Origin of the sequence: Paenibacillus sp. 2KB_22, from assembly GCF_052115745.1 — a bacterium.
GTDB lineage: Bacteria > Bacillota > Bacilli > Paenibacillales > Paenibacillaceae > Paenibacillus.
The window spans coordinates 786,236-805,158 of record NZ_JBFRHG010000002.1 but is presented as its reverse complement, the minus strand read 5'-3'; the positions used below and the strand labels follow the sequence as shown (position 1 = coordinate 805,158).

Annotated in this window: 9 protein-coding genes; all 9 read left to right on the top strand. The window is 43.9% G+C overall.

Annotated elements, in window-relative coordinates; all coding sequences use genetic code 11:
- Positions 1-50 precede the first annotated feature (50 nt).
- The 9 genes from AB4111_RS14515 (at position 51) to AB4111_RS14475 (ending at position 18,748) form a co-directional block, all read left to right on the top strand.
- On the top strand, positions 51-3,908 hold the full coding sequence (locus AB4111_RS14515) for a hypothetical protein (RefSeq protein WP_442032150.1): 3,858 nt from the start codon (positions 51-53) through the stop codon (positions 3,906-3,908).
- A gap of 14 nt (positions 3,909-3,922) precedes the next feature.
- Entirely contained in the window at positions 3,923-4,573 is a 651-nt protein-coding gene (locus AB4111_RS14510; protein WP_282320884.1) for an S-layer homology domain-containing protein, read from the top strand.
- A gap of 115 nt (positions 4,574-4,688) precedes the next feature.
- Entirely contained in the window at positions 4,689-6,026 is a 1,338-nt protein-coding gene (locus tag AB4111_RS14505; RefSeq protein ID WP_442032149.1) for a hypothetical protein, read from the top strand.
- A 15-nt stretch (positions 6,027-6,041) separates the two neighbouring features.
- Positions 6,042-9,182, top strand: a complete 3,141-nt coding sequence (locus AB4111_RS14500) for a M23 family metallopeptidase (RefSeq protein ID WP_442032148.1) — start codon at positions 6,042-6,044, stop codon at positions 9,180-9,182.
- Positions 9,182-9,598: a hypothetical protein gene (locus tag AB4111_RS14495; RefSeq protein ID WP_442032147.1), complete on the top strand. Its 417-nt coding sequence runs from the start codon at positions 9,182-9,184 to the stop codon at positions 9,596-9,598. The genes AB4111_RS14500 and AB4111_RS14495 overlap by 1 nt, the downstream gene beginning before the upstream one ends.
- Positions 9,599-9,616: 18 nt before the next feature.
- Complete coding sequence (locus AB4111_RS14490; protein WP_076331348.1) at positions 9,617-10,027, top strand: hypothetical protein; 411 nt, start codon at positions 9,617-9,619, stop codon at positions 10,025-10,027.
- 11 nt (positions 10,028-10,038) lie between these two features.
- Entirely contained in the window at positions 10,039-11,922 is a 1,884-nt protein-coding gene (locus AB4111_RS14485; RefSeq protein WP_442032146.1) for a hypothetical protein, read from the top strand.
- A 16-nt stretch (positions 11,923-11,938) separates the two neighbouring features.
- On the top strand, positions 11,939-13,084 hold the full coding sequence (locus tag AB4111_RS14480) for a hypothetical protein (RefSeq protein WP_442032145.1): 1,146 nt from the start codon (positions 11,939-11,941) through the stop codon (positions 13,082-13,084).
- Between the two features lie 78 nt (positions 13,085-13,162).
- A complete protein-coding gene (locus tag AB4111_RS14475) occupies positions 13,163-18,748 on the top strand; it encodes a hypothetical protein (RefSeq protein ID WP_442032144.1) in 5,586 nt (1,861 codons plus the stop codon).
- Positions 18,749-18,923 lie beyond the last annotated feature (175 nt).

Here is an 18,923-nt window from a genome sequence, read left to right as displayed (position 1 = left end):
TTGCCTAAATGAAGGTAGAACGGGATTTATGCATAAAGGCGGTGATTCTATTGACTGAAACAGAAGGACAAGGAGACAAACACTCCTTAACACAAGAAATGTTAATGGATAGAGATCAATTAAATGGACAAAAGGCAGCACTGAAAGGGAGCTACCTATCAGGTGTTAGCACGCTGGTTAGACGTGTGGAGACGATCAGAAGTGATATGCAGTCGCAAATGATTGAAACGCTGACTACCGATTTGGAGCTTTTTTATCGTGGAGCGTTCAGGGAATTGAAGAATGTGTCTGCAGCTGGATCACAGGAGTTGTTAGACTCCGTGATGAATACGATGAAATATATTTCAGCAGGTGAAACCAAGGGGTATTCGACAACAATACTCAAGAAATCCCTTGACTCGTCGCAGCAGATAGATCAGCAGATGATCCGGGCCGACCAGAATTTCGAGCTTAGATCTTCTGGGTCAACGAATGACAGTGGGCAATACACACAAACCGGAACTGTCAAAAACCTGCAAAGAATTGCACTGCAACATGGTATGGATCAGGAAGATGTAGGTCTTGCCTATCGGATTGGTTCTCGTAATTATGATCAAGCATCTGAAGCAGTCGCGTTTGCTGAAGAAGTAGCCAAGCTGAACTCAGTGGGCAATACGGATGTAGAACAGACGGCAACAGGGCTGGAAGCTGTTACTTCTGCATGGGGAAGCAGTATCTTTGATCTGTCCCAAGTCACAGACATGATGATGAGGGCTTCAACACTGTTGGATATTGGCGTTCAGGACTTGATAGATATGATGCGTCAGACCCTTCCATTGGTTGGTAACCCTGACGGAACGCTTGCACAGGAGGATGCATTAGCCAACTGGATTAGCAAGGCTGCATTGGCGGTTCAGGACAAAGGAGATATGATTCCGCAGCAGGCTTTTGCATCGAATCGAGTTAGATTCGATCTTCTTGCTGAACAATTGAAGGCTACGGATGCAAACACGTCGATTCATCAGCGCACCGGAAGTAGAGACAACCTTCAATTCCGACAAAGAGAGATCGAGATCGCATTTCAGATTGCAACGCATGAGGCGATGCAAGGATTGAAAAAGGAATTTGCCGAGCTGGGCGATTATCTGATCGCAGTCATGCGGTTAATTGGTGATCGTACGGGTGGCATTGTTGATCATATGGAACTGCTTAACCGAATTATGGATGAAGTCGGTGTTCAGGTTGCGTGGGATAAGTTCGGTGAAGTGATGAATGAAGGCGATCAGAAACGATACGGTGCTACGAATGCGGATCCAGGGAAAGTCGAAAAAACGGGGAGCGATGTTCCCGAACGACTTGGAATCACGGATGTGCAACGTGCTGGTGTAGCACAAGAAATGGGCAGACAGCAGAGTCGTCTACAGACTCTGGATCATCGCAGAACAGAAATTCAAAGTAGGGCCGCAGTTAAGCAAGATGAGGTACTTCAGGCTCGGACAACCCGAGATCATCAACATGATATGTACAATCAGGCTATACAAGATGGGGATACAGCGGCTTCTTCCATTCATGCAGAAGAACGTGACGAAGCTGAGAAGCGAGTCAAAACGTATAGTCGAGAACTTCTTCTGTTGCGAGAAGAAATGCATTCACTCGATATTCAGATTGCAAAGACGAAGCGAAGTCTTGAGTTTCTAAGCCGAGAGCTGGATGACACGAGTAGAGCCATGATGCAATTTGAACACCAAGCTAGAGTACTAATGATGGCGATGGATGACATGGACCTGGATGCAGTTGAACTACGAAACAAATTGTATTTCCTTAATGCTGAGTTTACATACGGTTCAACCGATGTTCAGCGGTACGAATCCGAGATTCAGAAGCTGCGTAAGCAGTCAACGCTATTGAATGATGTTCTCTCCACACTGAGAACCGAAGTCAATGAGTTAAATGCGTCTTTTAGACAGGGAATGATCGATGCTACAGCATACATATCCAAACTGAAGGAACTTGAACAAGTTCAACTCGCGAGTATGATGAGTGGTCCAGGAGGATTGCTAGTTACTCAAGGTGCAGGAAGCGTTGGATCCCCTGTTAAGGATGACAAGGAAGATTCAGCAAATAAACCTTTTTTAGAGAGACATCAAGATTTTATCAATGACGTAATTAAGGATATGGCTAAATCAAAGATTGAGGAAGTTATGGATTTTGGTTCAGACAAGAAGAAGAAGGACAAGCCTAAGCGACGAGGGATTAAACAGAGATTCGAAGATATGAAAGAAGTCGGCAGTAAAAAAGCATTTTTTAACGGTCATGCACCTATTCGTGACAAGGACGGGAATGTACTAAGAGGTCCGGATAAACCTGATGGAACCCCTGGAGATATCCTTACCCAACGTGATATTACAAGCGAGCGTAAGAAAAAAGGAGACATTCCAGGGAAATTAGCAAAGCTCGGCAAGTTCGGTAAGTCTATACTGAAACCCCTAAAAGCCGTTCCTTATATTGGTGCTGCCATGACTGCTGTGGATGTAGTCTCCGGTCTTGTTGATCCGCTGAGTAATATGGGTAAGTCAGAAGCGGAAAAGCAAAGTATTCGTGCAACAAATAAAGAGGAACTGGCCAAGGATTTTAAAGATATGGAGCAGTCTTCAGTTGTAGGTAAAGTGTGGAAAGGCCTTAACCTTGGAATGGATGCAGTTGTTAAGGGAGGAATCAGCAGCCTATTTGGTAACAATGCTACCAATAATAAGTTCGGGGATTACTGGAAGGGATTTAAGGCGGTATGGAGCGAAGACGGCGGAGATGCAGTTGAGAAGAAACTGGGCAAGGAATACAACTACAAGCAGGAGAAAAAAGAAGCCCAGATTCAAATGGATAAAGAGTCAGGAAAGCCACCTGGCGATAACGCTCAACAACAACCGCAGATACAATACATTCAACCCCAAATGCAGTACATTCCTGCTGCGGGCGGAATAGGGGCCATGGCTAATGGGTATAAGCCTCAACCGCAAAGCAATGGCATTGATGAAATGATCGCCAAAATTAATCGGCAGCTTAACAAATCGACAAGTGACAACGAAACCAATTACCAAGTCACACGATCCCGTTTGTTGATTAGTGGTGTTCGCGAAGATTCTGGTCAGATGCGTGCGCTAATGGAGAAATATTTGCAAGAGAATATCAAGTTCTTTGATAAGGCCATTGCAAGTTTACAGAAGACGTACGACAAGATGGCTGAAGGTAAGGAAAAAGATGAACTGGGCATGGAGATTAATGAGAAGAAACAGCAAAAGGCACAATCAGAGCTTGAACTGAATGGTGTCAAAAACAGCCAAATTGATGAGCTTAGACGCAAAATGAATGATCAGCTTGAGTTGACGGAGTTGGATTATGATAAACGAATGTATGATCTCCTTGCAGCTAATGGGGGTAAGGAAGATGCGCCAGAATTAATTGCATTGAACAAATCCCGCGCATCCGAAATGAACTCACAGATAAGTTCGATCAAGCAAGAGTGGAAGAATCTACTGAGTAGCGGTGTGTTTAAACCAGGGTCCAATGAATATATGGAGATTTTTAAACAGATCCAGTCCTTGGGCGTAGAACAGTCCAAAAATCTGGCTGAAATTAGCAAGAAAATGGATAAACCGATATCCTCATTCAATATTCCAGCAGGTCTTAAGGTCATGGATTACTTTGATTACATGACCACGAATAATACACATAAAAGTGTGATGGTTGGTTCGGGTGATGTTACGGTTCATGTGAACATCGATAATATGACAGGTAGCACAAAAGATGTGGAGAGACTGACATCTACGTTGGACAAGACACTGCGGCAGAACAGTCCTGGTATTGCAAACCGAATGTCCGGCAATGTTGGTGCGGGAATGGGAACGAATCATATCCCTAGATATAGTAGATAAGGAGGAACTCTGATATGACTCAGCAAAATCCGTTTGGCTTAGTTAATGACCGGTATAAAAGAAAGCTGTATGTAGATACAGGCATGAAGTTCGAGCCAGTAAACGGAAGAATTATTGATCCGTACTCTTCACCTTCGCCCAATCCGCAAGTAAGGGAAATTAAAATGATTAATGCTCCCTCACATTTTCATCAGATGGGTGTGTCTTCGTACAAGGCGATCATTAACATCCTGTTTAAAGATAAGCAATCCTATCACGACTACGTCATGTACGTAGGCTGGACACACAAATTTTATGATGAGAAGGGCAATATCTATGTTGGTGTTGTAGAGTCCATCAAAGTTGACCCAATTTTCTACCATCAGGATACGATGGATAAGGATCAGAAGGGGTACAAGGTCGAATTGACCATGACCCTGATCAAAAAAGATGGTTATGACCGTAAGAGTGCAATACAGTTTCAGGATTTACAGACGACAGAAGGCAAGGACCACTGGGCAAGAGATTCCATTGAACGCTTGGCTGATTTGGGACTGACGGTTGTAACACAATTGGATGGCACACCCATTTTATATTTCAGACCGGAAAACTTCATAACCAGAGCAGAGTTTGTTACTTTTCTGATGCGTACCAAGCGTCTGCTGGAACGAACAATTCGAGAGTAGGGTGACCTACTCTCTTTTCTGTCTATTCTAAAGATAGGAGGTGTTTATCATACGAAAATGGGTTGATGTAAACGAAGGGGACTGGTTCTATAACGATGTTATGGAAGCCACGAATATGGTTTTGGATGATGGTGAAGTCTTTGTTGCCGGGATCAACTACAACAAGTTTGAGGAAGGCAAACCTTTTGTATATGAAGAAATCAAGGGGCAAGCGGGGCAAACCTCATTCAGTCTGCCTGTGCTGATTAAACCAACAGATGACAACCCACTTTATGTGTTTATTGACGGTGTTCAAACCATCTACCAAACGGCTGAAACCAATAGTAAGGGATTAACCGATGTGGAGTTGTATACCGGTGTAAAAGCAGGACAGGTGGTGTCCTTCTGTAGTTATGGTGAACCGTTGCTGGACAGTGCTTGGAAAAGGCCACCGGTGTCCTGGACTGGAGATCTGCCCAGAGCTGTACTTAGTGCAGCGACGACCTATTTCTACGATCCATTCAGTCGTAATCATCAGGAATATTTATATGCAGCAGGCCAACCGCTTCGCAGACTCAGTATTCCTTCCGAGGTATGGGCAGACACCATGGGAGACGCAGAGGCGGTAACCAAAATTGCAACAAAGGCGATTGGTTACCGAACGGATGTATATTGTGTCAGCCCTGGGGGCTCGGTGTTTCTTCCTTTTAATCTGAACGGTGTTACCTGCAAGTTCAATTATTGGACGAAGAATAACAAGTTCATGAGTGAAAATATCAAAGCAACAACCCTCAAACCAGCATACAACAATTGTTTTTTTCCTAATGCCATTATACAGCGGGGAGAAGCCTTTCATCTGATTAACAAGTTGCGCAAGGTGTTCTATGCCAGATTTACGGACATGAAAGCACCAACGACGGAGATTAATCAGCCTATTACGGCATTTCAGGGTCAACGGGTGTTTAGACTTAACGGCAATTATCCGGCAGGTAAAAAGAAACTTAAAATTACAGTGAAATTTAAAGACGAAAAAAAAGATAAAGTCCAAGAAACACCGACTTATTCGGAAATTGACAACCACACGGTTGTATTTAATCAACCTTTTTCAGAAGGCGACGAAGTGACGTTCTATTATCTCAAAGATGTGAGCGAGAGGTTCGCAGACGTTGGCAAAGATTCGGCGATTTATTATCGGGACAGAAAGGAGCGGGTAGAACAATCCAAAGATGCCTTCTGGAAAATAGCCGTCTCGGAAATGGAAGACGAAACATTTGCCAACAATGATCCACTAATTAATGGCATTCCTATCAAGAAAAAGATGGATGGTGCAGCGGAAGTCACGGATATGGGAAGACCTGTAGGTGGTACGGACGAGGAAGAGATATGGTTCCTTGGAAATTCCGCTATGACACGGGCTGAAGCCGCAGCTTTCCTGGACCGATTCATGAAATGGACCATCGAGCGATTCAAGTAAGGGGGAGATTACAATATGATTCCAATTTCGGATGAGGTTATGAATGTGCTGTCCCAACGTCTGAAACTGGGGGAAGGAGCGCTTCCCAATATCCGCGTCGAAATAGATCGGCTGGCTTTTATCCCGGGACGGACGGAAGAGTTCAGGCATTTCGTAACCGAGCAGGTACCCATCATTAGTACAGAATCCGTTTGGGTGGATGAGTCGAGCAATGGTACATATAATGGTTCGACTCAAGCGAATGCTCAGGAAATTTTTTTTCCTGTCAAGGGTAAAACGATCGATAGCATTACAGTTACAGATAAATTTGGTGCAGCCCGAGATGGGGGGGCTCGAAGTCATCGAGGCATTGATTTGTGGGATGAGATCGGAACACCGATTTTGGCTGCTTGGGCTGGTAAGGTCGTACATACAGCTCGCAATAAAACAAAGGGCGCGGGTAATGCCGTAACGATCAGGCATGCCAATGGTTTACTTACAAAGTATTTTCATCTGAAAGATATTCTCTGTTCTGTGGATGATCAAGTGGCCCAGGGAGCAGTGATTGGTACTCTGGGTAACACAGGGGGAGTGTACACCAATGGTCACAAGGTCTCAGCTGCTGAACGTGCCGCTGGCAGAGGAAGACATCTACATTTTGAAATTTGGGAAGGGGTTAGTCCAACGTCCAAGACTGGAGAGGGCGGTAAGGCGGTCGATCCCCGATTATATCTGAGCGGAAAGCGTAAAATGCACGGAGATGCGAAAACAACGTTTACTGATGTAAAGCCGGTTCAAGTCGAGGGATATCCCGGAGAGATCAAACTGAATGAGAAGTTCGACAAGCGAAATTGGCATGAGAAAGACGTTTATACAACCGGATTGAAATTTTCGGATTATGCCAAGATTGAATCGGGCTGGACTATGTTTGATTCAGGAGGCAAGTTGCTGTATACGTTTGAAGGCAAAGCCGCCGTAGCTGAATTTGAGATTAACGTTACGAAACTGAGTATGCCTACGCAAGGGCTGCTTAGTATTGGAATGGGGACTAATTTCAGTGATGCGGAAGGGGATTCTTTCGCTGTGGTGATTGATGGCAAAACGTATGCCTTTGTCAATAAGTTTAACGGGGCATATGATCTGACCAAACTCACGGAATTGAATAATATTGTGATCCCTGCAAAAGCCAAGAGTATTAAGATTAAGGTGACCTATGGGGGCAAACAAAACCCCACTGTCCCAACCGGGTCTGTTCCTGCTTCGAGTAAGAAGTATAAAAAATTCGCCATTGATTATATTCGCATACAAGAGTTGTTGCCTGCTCCGTTGAAGAATCAAAAGAGTGAAGAAGGGCTCGATCCATCTAAAGGATATTATCAAACGAACAGCTACACAGATTTTATCAATAATAGAAGGATCGAGACGGATGTTATTCAGGTCGGGTCTTTTGTCTATATGGACACACAGGTTCTGCCCAATATCATTAGTGCCGAAATCGATGATCAGTTTGATTCTGAAGCCCGGGAGGCACGGCTGACGATCTCCAATCCGAGAGGGTTCTTCTCCCCCGATTATAATCCTGCTCATTTTCCTGAGCTTGGGGGCGTACCGTCTCCATGGTCTTATTTCGCAAACGGATTCCATATCGGGGTTCTGAGTGAAAACACACCGATACGCATATATATGGGATATGGTCAGCACATGATGCGGGTATTTACGGGACTGATTGACAAGGTGGACATCAATGGCGAAGGCTCCACACTGGAAATCACGGCTCGAGATATGTACAAGCGTATTATCGAGAAAGTCATTTCCGAGAAAAAAGCCTATCCAGAAGTGGATGAGATTGATAATGTGCCAGATCCGGTGCCGCCTGCAGCAGTTGGCACGGACCGGACATCATCCATCATTCAGGCCGCACAGGCCCAAGCTGCAGCGTATGGTGTGCCTGATCATAAGTTTTTGCTTGCGATATGCAGGCACGAGACCGTTCTTGGAACACAGGGGAAGGGCAAAGAAGAGAACGGCAGCTTCATTCTTGGATATGGCTGTCCTAGTACAAGTGCTTGCAATCCACTTTACAAGGGAATTCAGGAGCAAATGAAGCGCGGAGCAGAACGGATGTCCAAGGCACTGGCTTCCAGAGGGAAAAAAGTGAGTTCCAAGGCGGATGTACTTTATTTCCATAATGGTGGAGACATTGCTCCGATGACCTGGAGTCAGGATCGGGAGAATTGGGTGGACAAGGTATGGACCTATTATCAGGAGATGCTCGCAGACCCGGCAAGCTGGACTATTACAGCAACCTCCACTCCTGCAGTTACACCAACACCCGCCCAGCCTGTGGAATTTGAAAAGCCGGCTTGGGTCAAATCAACCGTTGTACTAGATCTCGTTAAACATGCAGGTATGGTGGGTTGGAGGGCAACCAGTGAGGATCGCTCTTATCCAGACTATGCGATTGACGAGACCTATCTAATTGAGGTGAATCAGAAGACGGGCAGGGTCATTGTTCCCGTACCTGGTCAGGAAGGTGAGTTTGAAGTCAAGGACGCAAGCACTGTGCTGACACCGAACGGATGGCTTAATCCATTTATTGAGGAGTATGGCAGGACGTTTGAGCAATGGTCAGGCAAAGTTACGGAAGCCGTTCAGGAGGTTATATCGGAGATTCCGTATCGAAGCTACTGTGACCGTTATGGTACATACCGATTGGAGCGCCTGAATTATGACAAACCGGTCGCAGCAGAGTTTTCCGAGAATGACAATCTGATCTCCATTACCAAATCCACGGATTGGTCCAGAGGAAGAAGTCACATCGTTGTTATCGACTCGAATAGCAGTCAGAGCAGTTTCGTGGACAAGGAGATTTTGCTCGAACTCAAAGGAGAGATCCGAACCATGGTGCTGGCCGTTCCTTGGGCGAAGACGGTTGAAGCCAAAAGACAGGTGGCAGAGCGAGCTTTTTTTGACATGAAACGCATGTGTCGTACGCTACAGGTGTCCATACCAGCGAATCCTGCGCTTGATCTGCTCGACAACGTCATTGTGACGGATAAAACGACCACCACACGAGCTGTATATACGATTAAAAGTATTAAAACCAGTTATTCAGTCGACCGTGGCATGTTACAGGTCATTGATATGATGTGGGCAAGAAAGGGAGTGATGGTGTAATGGCCGGCATTGTGAATGAAAATATTGTTTTTCCCGTGCTGGATCTCATCCACCGGGAGCTTCGCAAATATAGCAGTATCTCCAATTCGAATGTTTCTCCTCTTGAAGGTGAGCCTTCCGTTACATTATATCGGGAGCACATGCAGGACCCGGACCGGGTGACTGGAGCAGACCTCTTGTATGAATCGGCATGGAAGGTTTCGATCTGGATGAAGTTTGGCTCAGAGGATGAGGAAGACTTTCCTTCCGGGGTGGGCTACTCCCACCCGGATTATGATTATTACAAGTATTTCAGGTTAACGCAGGTGACGGCCCGTACATATGATCCAGCTGGAGAGTCCATGTTCACTTACAATATTGCTCTAAATTATGATGACGAAGGACGCTTAACTGGAACGAGCGTAAGTCGTATATAACATGTAGGAGGTGGTTCCATGGCATTTAATGTATCTTACATCGCGGGTGGCGTCATCGACAAAGTGCGCGAGCTGCCGTACCCACACTTCAGTAAAAAGACGATCCCGTTCATTCGGGGACAGATGTTGGACATTCCGGCGGCGAAGACCACCAAGTCTGATACGTTCACCTTGGCGTATGACACAGAGTTTCTGAGCATTGCGTTTGCTGCGAGCCACTACTGTGTCGGCGATTACTGGGAACTGACGATCGGGACTGAAAAGGTGTGCCGCACTATTTATGCGAAGGAACTTCCCGAGTCGGTTTCCATGGGTAACAGTTTCGGAATTGTCTACCCGATTCCGGCTGGAACGACCATCACGTTTGACTTTTTCAACGCGGTGGCTGAAGCCAAGTCGGTCTGGTACAACATCAAATTTTTGAGATAAGGAGGGTGACGATGGCACAGACAATACCATTAACCAAGTTCAGTGGATTCGTGTCAGGTGAAAGTAAAGCAGAGGATATTATTTTCAATCTGGCCGATGCCATTGTAGGCGCGAAGATTCCATCCGCTAATGGTTCAAATGTGGAAAACAAATGGAAAAAGGTCTACGAGTCCATGTCAGATGTATGGGTGACTTACAAAGAGATGACCCGTTCAGGCGTACAAGGAAAGTATAAGCATACTGATGGTAAGTTGTATGATGTATTGAAATTGGCGAGCAATTTGCAGAGCATCTCTGCAGCAAAAGATGGAAGAGCGTTAATGAATGAGGATGGTTATTTAAATGAGGTTTATAATACACCTAATGTTATAACAGGTAAAAAAATTCTTGTAACCAATCATCAATACATTAGCAATAATGGAGAAACAATAAATATTAATATTCCTGGAGCACTAGTTGTAATGATACCTGATGAATCATCTCCTCAAGGAGTAAGAGCCTATTTTGTTAAACAGATCCATAATAGAAAAGATGGAAATAAGATAAATAATTCAGATTGGAATGAATTTGATTTATTGACGGAAATGCCGAACGACTGGGCATACGCTTTAAACAAGTCTGGATACAAAATAAGGTTAGAGTATGAAAGATTTATAAACAGTGGTGGTAACTATAGTTACTATACAACCGAACCCGTACTCGCAACAAAATACACTTTCACCGAACGATACTATATCGCTGAACCAACCAACTACACTACACCAAAGGTTGTGTTGAAAGCTACACCAGATGTACCAGAGGGGATTTCCTCTCGAGATTACTTCATCATGTTTACTCAACCTCAGAACTTTGCGGGCGGAGATTATAATTACTTTGATTGCCAGCATGGCGTAGGATTTGTAGGCGAATTAAGCAAGGGTGATCCGTCAGCTACATACAAAGGTATCTGCAGTCCTTCAACCGTCTCACCTGGGTCAACCCCCGTGGTAGTGGATCAGACAGCAGCAGAAGCGATGTACGAGCAGTGGAATGTTCCTGAAGCAACTAAACTGTACACACCGCCAACCATCACATGGGATAAGGATTTTGATGGAGTTACTGAACTGATCAGTCCGGCTTCCCATTTCTTTTATGGTCGTAACTCTACCGTAAAATGGTTGCCAAACAAAAAACGGAGACCGGATTATCTGGTAGCCTACCATATTTCAGTCAATAACGATCGAGCTGCGGTTGTCATTGAAGGAGATCCTTCTCCAAATATTCATGGATATTATCGAAGTTTCGGTTATTTTGGAAAAATCGTACCTTTTAATGATCATGATCACATTGGAAACTTTGGTTTAACCGTAGGTATGGGAGATTTGAAACAGGATCTAACAGGATATACCAAAAATGATATTCGAACGGATTTAAATCCGGACAAGTATGCGCAATATGGAGAGTATACTTCGAACGGGATGGATTCGGTATCTCTTCTCCGAACTCGAGGTAACGTATTGTATCAGGCTCATTATCCAGCATTTATTACCCAACTGCCGAATTATCCCGATGTTGGGAGTATCCCGAAAGAACTGTCTAAACTAGTCTTAGACAAGGATGGTTTCCAAAAGTCATTATGGACTGGGAAATACCATGCAAGTCCAGTCTATCTGGTGCACCAGGCGGAAGGTTATCGGGGGTATATGGATGGGGTTGTCGCGATATATGATCAGAATCTCGTTAATCTGGACGAACTGATTGTAGATACGGAGATTCCCAAAGATAATAATAACCCTGCAGCTGGTAATTGGACAGAAGTGTACAAATTCTTCAGTATCAAATCACCGATGAATTTTTTCAAGCAGTCGCCAGCGCCTGACCTGGTAACGATTGCAATACTTAAGGAAATTAAATAAGGAGGATTAACATTACATGGCAAATTTCAAATATGTAGAAACCATTACAACATCCCAGGATCTTCTGAACAAGTTGAAGGAGGAGATTACGGCTTTTGAGAAATTCCCTTTCGAATCAACAGCGGGTGAAACAGCTGAGAATAACTCATGGAAGGTGTTTTATGAGGAAAAGGATGCTGAAAATCGTATCAGTCTGTTGATTCTTCAAGGCACCATGACGATCGGAACAACAGAAAAACCAATCACCAAAAAATATTATGTACAGTACACGAATCACGCGATCGTTCCACGAGTGATCACACCAACACCTAAATATGTAGAGCATAGTACTTTGACGGTCCAATTGCTTGAAGGACTGGAAGGAGAAGAGCCTGCTGCTTTGCCAGTGAAGACACTGCCAACATTCAAATTAACAGGTCACCCTGTTCTGTACCAGTGGGCACTGGAGAGTCATACGCCAACGGATCGAAACAAAGAAAAGCCGGTTTACATGTATATCAATGTGATGAATAATCGTCTGGCCATGGTTCTGGTTGCAGATCCGGCTGTCAATTTCCTGGATTACAAAAAATCATTCCTCTATGTAGGTGCGCTGAAGCCATTTAAATACAACCTCAATGATGTAGACGGAAACGTTATGCTGACGGCAGGGGCGGTTATTGATGAACCGGATATCGCAACAATCGCCAAAGACGGTACATACTACTATGGACAGTATACTTCTGCAGGTAACAACACATTGCAGATGCTAAAGACCAAATCAGGTATTGAATTCCAGAGCCATTATCCTTCTTTCATTACACAAGCACCACCAGTAGGCAAAGCCTTTATTGATCCTGAACTTGGGGATACGGGACTTGAACTGGAACCACAGGGTTTCCAGGCATCCAAATGGACGTCCAAATATCACTTGTCTCCAATTTATGTTGTCCACCCCTATGAGGGATATCGCGGGCAGTTCGACAATTGCATTGCGGTAACGAAACATAATATCCTTCACTTGGATGAGTTGATTATTGACGTGGAAGGAAAGCCTTGGCATCAAGAGGTTTATCGTTATTTCGATACAGATACACAGCAGAACTTCATGAACTTATCAGCTAATCAACGTATGGGCGTAGCGATTCTGAAAGAGGTACGTTACTCAAGTAAACAAGCATAGACCTGAATCGTATAGATTCAGTAGAGGGAACCCTGACTCCGCTCAGGAGTTCCCTTTTTATTTGGAGGGGGTGATGCAGTGCTCACAACAAACGAATACTATTTCAGCATCCGGGATATTGTTCAGACATCACAGGGATATTTGCTCAGGATAGGCAGTACAGGAAGCAGGCCTTTGGACTATATGTTTGTATATATTCCTTATAGTCGCTATGCCAGCATATTGATGCTGGATTTCTACATGGCAAGGAATGCTGCTGATGATACGATAAAAGACGAATTGATTGACTCCATCAAAAGAGATTTGGAAGGAGAAGAACAATTTATCGTTCTGTCTGATGGAAGAGCAAGGAATCATGTATCGATAAACGAGATACCTATTGGAGACAAACGAAATACGGTACAAAGCGAGATCGAACAAGGCATTAAGGCTATGCGTAATCGATTAGGTGCTGATGAGTCATTAGAACCAATTGAAGGAATTCGAACATCTCTTCGAGATAGCGATCTTATGGATGACTCTGAACAAAAGGCTGCTGATCGAATGCAGTGGCTGCATCAGGGACAGTTGCATACGGAAGATGCAGCATGGCGTGTTGATAATAACAAAGAGTTAAGAATATTCAAGAATGTTACAGTGACACGTAATTTGCTGAAAAATCTGGACAAAATTCATCCATCCCAATGGGGTGTTCGTTTCTCGGATCAGGATGTTATTCTTGATTATCTTGGAGATTACGAACGAGATGATGTAGTTGAAACCGTTGTTGAACGAATCATGGCGTCAGCCAGAGATCACCAGAAGCATACCCGGCTTGAGATATTAGCGATAGCCGATCGGACCGTATCGATGCTCACGGAGCAAATGGTGATGGATGGTGCTTTGAAAGAAACTGAGCGACGCAGTATCGTAGTTAGAGTATTTGACAGTGTTAAAGAGAAATTGAAAGATACTGCGATATCCAAGCTAGACTTGGCTTCATCCATGACTCGGCGTGAACTAGAGGTTTCATATGGAAACATGCTAAAAGCTGTAATAGCTCATCATCGGAACACTTCCAAGGAGCTTATGAGTAACTCCCAGCGTTCCTATAAACGGGATTCAAGCATAGATCATGACATACGAATAGGGAATTCTTCACGTTCCCTACAAGAAGAATATATGAAAATTGTACATGAGCAAATTCTCTCTTCAATAGATCATACGAGAGAAATCAGTGTTCATAAGCCAGATCAGGGTGAAAGAAATCTCCAGGTCGAAGGGCAACTGGCTCAGTTCAATCAAGCCTTGCGGAATATTGATTTTGAAACGCAGATGCAGTATGTACAACAATGGGGGCAACGCAAAGATTTCGAAAACGGGTTAGTCATGCGTCCACCTGTGCTGGCTAAACTGAAAACACGCCAATTCCCAAGTGTGGTACATCGGTCTCTCCGAATGGAAAGAGATACGAATAAAGAACTACTTTTAGCGGAAACACAGTTATATAGACGAAGCGCAGAACATGATATTATTTCTTTAAACGAGATCATAAATTTGGATCGGAGCCGACTGACAGCACCTACCTTGATTAATAAGGAAGGTCTATGGGGAAGTATGGCTAAAGGTGTGCACACCTATATGGACAGATCTTCAGCCAATAGGTATCACCCTGCATCTGCGTTAAGAGATATTCGTAGTGATCCCTGGGTGATCCAAAATGCTTTTCCAAGAGGACAACGTATTATAGGTCATAATCCGGCAACAATAGATCAGGAATTTCCATGGGGCAAAAGAATCATAGATCATGATCCTACTTATATTGAAAGTGTGAATACGCAAATCAAGGCTCACCGACTTATTGTTGTACTTGGAGCGGTTGAGGACACGAATAAGCAAATTCTTGCATCAAGGGATGCTACGGAGTTCGGAAATGTCTTGCGAAATAAACCCGAAGCACATCGAGAGACAGTAGAATTCGCTAATGTTGAGAGGGATAAACCTGAAGGCACTCGGGTAGATAAAGAAGCTGCACATCTCCTTCGAGAATATTCAGAAGGACGCAGGGTCGACAAATTTGAATCATTTGTATCTTTCCAATTCGATGCGGGTCATGTTGGTCCGCGAGCCATGTATATTCCCAAAACAGAAGTGCATGCCGAGCGAACGGATACATATGAGATAGAATTCAAATCCTCAAGTGCGGGTAACCGCATTACTGAGCAAGGAATCTGGTTACCCCAGGCGCTCCGTGGAGAACGTGAAGATAAGACATTGACGATTGAAGATACGGTTTACGAGGCGCTGAAGAGTAGGGAGAGTAAAAACCTTTTTCTTGACGATGAGATGTATGTAGCACTTAAAGGCAGTAAAGAGCTCAATGTAGAGAAATTGTGGCAATCCCTAAAAAATATGACGCAGAAGCATATGGTTTACTTGGATGACTTACTGAAAAAGTTCATCAGTGATGGTGGAACGATCGGAAACAAGTTATATCCGGGTCATCTGGAAGATTCATTGCTGGCAGCTGAATTATTAGATCGCCCTGCGCTTGTGCTGGAGATGATGATTGATGCGGTGTATCAGACCGATGATGTTGCTTTTATGGATGAAAACCTTCTTACTGGAATTCGAGAGAGAATCGATGCATTAATTGAAGTGGGCATCTTGTGTTCAAATAAGAAAAGTAATAATGGACTCGTTACGTTCAGTTCAGAGGGGATTAGAGAATTAAAACAAGTTATTATCGACATGGACATGCCAGAAGCATATCAAGAGCCCGATGATGCATGGACAGACACACCACATCTAGATGCAGATCACCTCTCCCGTCATGGGAATGTAGAGGATAAAATGTCTGAGTCCATCAAGGAAAAAGACAGTGAGTATAATCAAGTAGGGTTGCTGAATGAGCAAAATACGGGTTCAAAGTTTGATCGGCGCGGAGAAACCATCGAGGTGACTTATGCAGATTGGGATGCCAAACCGATCACTTTTAATTTTGATACTCCACTTGGATATGTCGATTCATCCCCAGGAGTTTTTGATGAGGATCTATCAGAAATGAACGCTGCTCACTCACAGGAAAAGTTAGGTATGGTGAATGAAAAAGTCGATGGTTCTAATCATAATCGAGATGGATTATTTAACGATCAAGATTATGCTACAGGAGAATCTATCCTTCGGTCAGGCGAGCACTCTAATACATACGTTGCGGGTTCGACAGATCTGCGAGAACTGCATATTAGCGAAGAGTACTCCATTGGTGCCCGTTTCAGTCAACAAGCGGATGTGAGTGAGGAATATAAATTAGGCAGTCCTGTTAACCGTGAGCTTCAACAGACTGGAGAGATAGTCTCAGGAGCTTCTTCACAAATGAGAAAAGCACAGGTCATTCAGTTGTATACTTCCAGCACTTCTGGAGTTCGTCAAGCAAATACAAGTGAGGGATATGAATTAGGAGATCCACTTTTACGCCAAGGTCTATCTAGTGAAGGCTGTGGCCTTGGATATCAGGATTTGCGTGAAATGCAATGCGATGATGGTTATATGGGGGAAACGAATCATCGACTGGGTGTAACAGTAGAAGGATCATTTTATAGTTATATGGAATTAAAACAGGTAAACATGAATGACGGAATGCAATTGGCCATGAACTCAGAACGATTGTCAGAGCAATCAGGTCGGGTTGAACATGCTACTCAATTGAAAGATTCATGGGTGAATGAAGATTTTTTGGGTCAGGTATACAAACTTGGTAACCTGGAACAGCAGTGGATAGCTGATAAGCCGCAACAGGGAAATCTGGAGAGCCAGTGGGTTGCTACCAAATATCAATATGGTTTGATGGATCAATATCTTGACAGCGGGGATAAACCTAAGTACGCAGACGTGCCAGTAGAATCCATTGGAGGTTTGCCACTCAAATATGGGCAGATTGAAGAGGAGTTGCAGGCAACTAAATACCGGTATGGGAACTTGGAAGAGCAGCTACTCGGAATTAAACCTCAGTATGGACAAATTGAAGAAATGCTGTTTTCTACCAAGCCTCAATATGGCAATTTGGAAGAAAATCTTCTCGCGACTAAGGGTGGTAAAAGTTCCGAATATCACTTTACCAACAACGGAGATAAACGTGCAAGAGATTCGTATGTTGAGGAACAACGGAACGGATCAAAGAGCGAGCGAAAGACAAGTCTTGAGGAAGATATAGCGGGAATTCTAAAACCTCTTCGGGCTACATTTGAATCCGGTTTGTTAAGCACAAAAGGTAATTCCCAGGCTGATTGGGAGCAATCTTTAGTGAGTGACAAAGCGAGCAATTATTCTTCAATTGTTACTATATCTGAAGCATTAAAAATTCAACAGCATGGACATGTGGGAGAGCAATTGAATGCTGACAAGTTTGAACAAGGTGCTTCTCTTCTAGATGGTTCAGAAGGAAAGAAAGGACATGTGGATGGTGAATTCATCGATTATACATGGACAGGCACGAACTCAGCGCACCACGCTAATGTTGGGGCAGAATTATCCGGTGAAACCGGACCACTTGATTCTACGGGGCAATACGAAATAACGACTGCATTTAAGAATACTCTTAATGGTGAATTAAATACAGAAGATACTAACATGTCAATCAAGTTAAGTGGATCTGGACAAGAAGTGGATGATTTTTCATATGCAGATTTTGAGGGCAGAGTGGCGCTTGTTCAACAGGATGTCATCACTGCAGAACGAGAGGATGAACGAATATCTCATCTGGAAAACCAGACACGAGAGGCAACATTTGCGAATGCTCGTTTGTCTGAATTGCAGAATCCGGAGGATACATTCGCAACCTTTGAGGAACGATGTACGCAGGTGATCACTGGCTTTATTTTCGCTGAACGACCTGAGATGCGTGCAGAGTATTTGGAACAGCTTTTTGCATTTTTGCCTGAACGAACAGCGCATCTTATGAAGATCTATCACGAAGCGAAAGTGGAAGGACGGGCTTCTGATGTTGAAGTCGATTCGGTGTTGGCTTATCGGGATCGGATTACTGAGGGATATCTGCCTCTTATGGATACTACCGCGCAGGGACTTGTTTTCGATTATACCGATAATCTGTTGGACCACGGAATGAATCCCGAAGACTGGGAGGGTGGTTTTGGCGTGCCCGAAGAGTATGATCCTCATGACCCGTTTAACGTTTATTTTCCATACTCCAAAGAGATGGATGCACTTGAACTTGTTCAGGCGGATGATTGGGTTCAATTCGGCGGCGGCGATTGGAAACGGGATGAGCTCCTCGGCAAGTTTTACAGTAAAAATGAAACTTCTCAAATCAACGGATGGTACCGGAATAATTTTCTGGGAGATCAGTATAAATTCTCCGTTGATTTCAAGGTAGATGAGAACGAGAAGGGTGACGATGGCGTTGGAATTATTTTCAAAATGCAAGATACCAATAACTATTGGATGTTCATGGTCAATGGTGGTGATTCTACAAATTCTCTAGATATGAGGACACCGATGCAGCTGTATCATGTCGTCGCGGGTAGAAAAGAGTCTGTAGGTTCTCCGATGCAACCTTTTAAATGGGAGAGGGATCGATGGTACACAATCTCAGTATCTATTATGAAAGGTAAATTACAAATCTATACCGATTCCAAACTACAATACGATTTAACGGGCACTGATTAACTCAGTGTTCTTTTTTTCGTATATAGCGAGTACGAGGTGATTTTATGGGTCATACATTTGGATTGTTTACAATGTCTCAGAAAGGCGTGTTGTTCGCCAATATGAGAGCTAAGATAGCTGATAAAGACGATTATACCAATCCTAATCATCCACAGCATCTCCCGGAGAGTCCCAA

What these genes read in the sequence shown, in the direction of transcription:
- AB4111_RS14505 (WP_442032149.1), top strand. Translation starts at nt 4,689, where the DNA reads ATGGTTTTGGATGATGGTGAAGTCTTTGTTGCCGGGATCAACTACAAC.
- AB4111_RS14490 (WP_076331348.1), top strand. Translation starts at nt 9,617, where the DNA reads ATGGCATTTAATGTATCTTACATCGCGGGTGGCGTCATCGACAAAGTG.
- AB4111_RS14510 (WP_282320884.1), top strand. Translation starts at nt 3,923, where the DNA reads ATGACTCAGCAAAATCCGTTTGGCTTAGTTAATGACCGGTATAAAAGA.
- AB4111_RS14500 (WP_442032148.1), top strand. Translation starts at nt 6,042, where the DNA reads ATGATTCCAATTTCGGATGAGGTTATGAATGTGCTGTCCCAACGTCTG.
- AB4111_RS14495 (WP_442032147.1), top strand. Translation starts at nt 9,182, where the DNA reads ATGGCCGGCATTGTGAATGAAAATATTGTTTTTCCCGTGCTGGATCTC.
- AB4111_RS14485 (WP_442032146.1), top strand. Translation starts at nt 10,039, where the DNA reads ATGGCACAGACAATACCATTAACCAAGTTCAGTGGATTCGTGTCAGGT.
- AB4111_RS14480 (WP_442032145.1), top strand. Translation starts at nt 11,939, where the DNA reads ATGGCAAATTTCAAATATGTAGAAACCATTACAACATCCCAGGATCTT.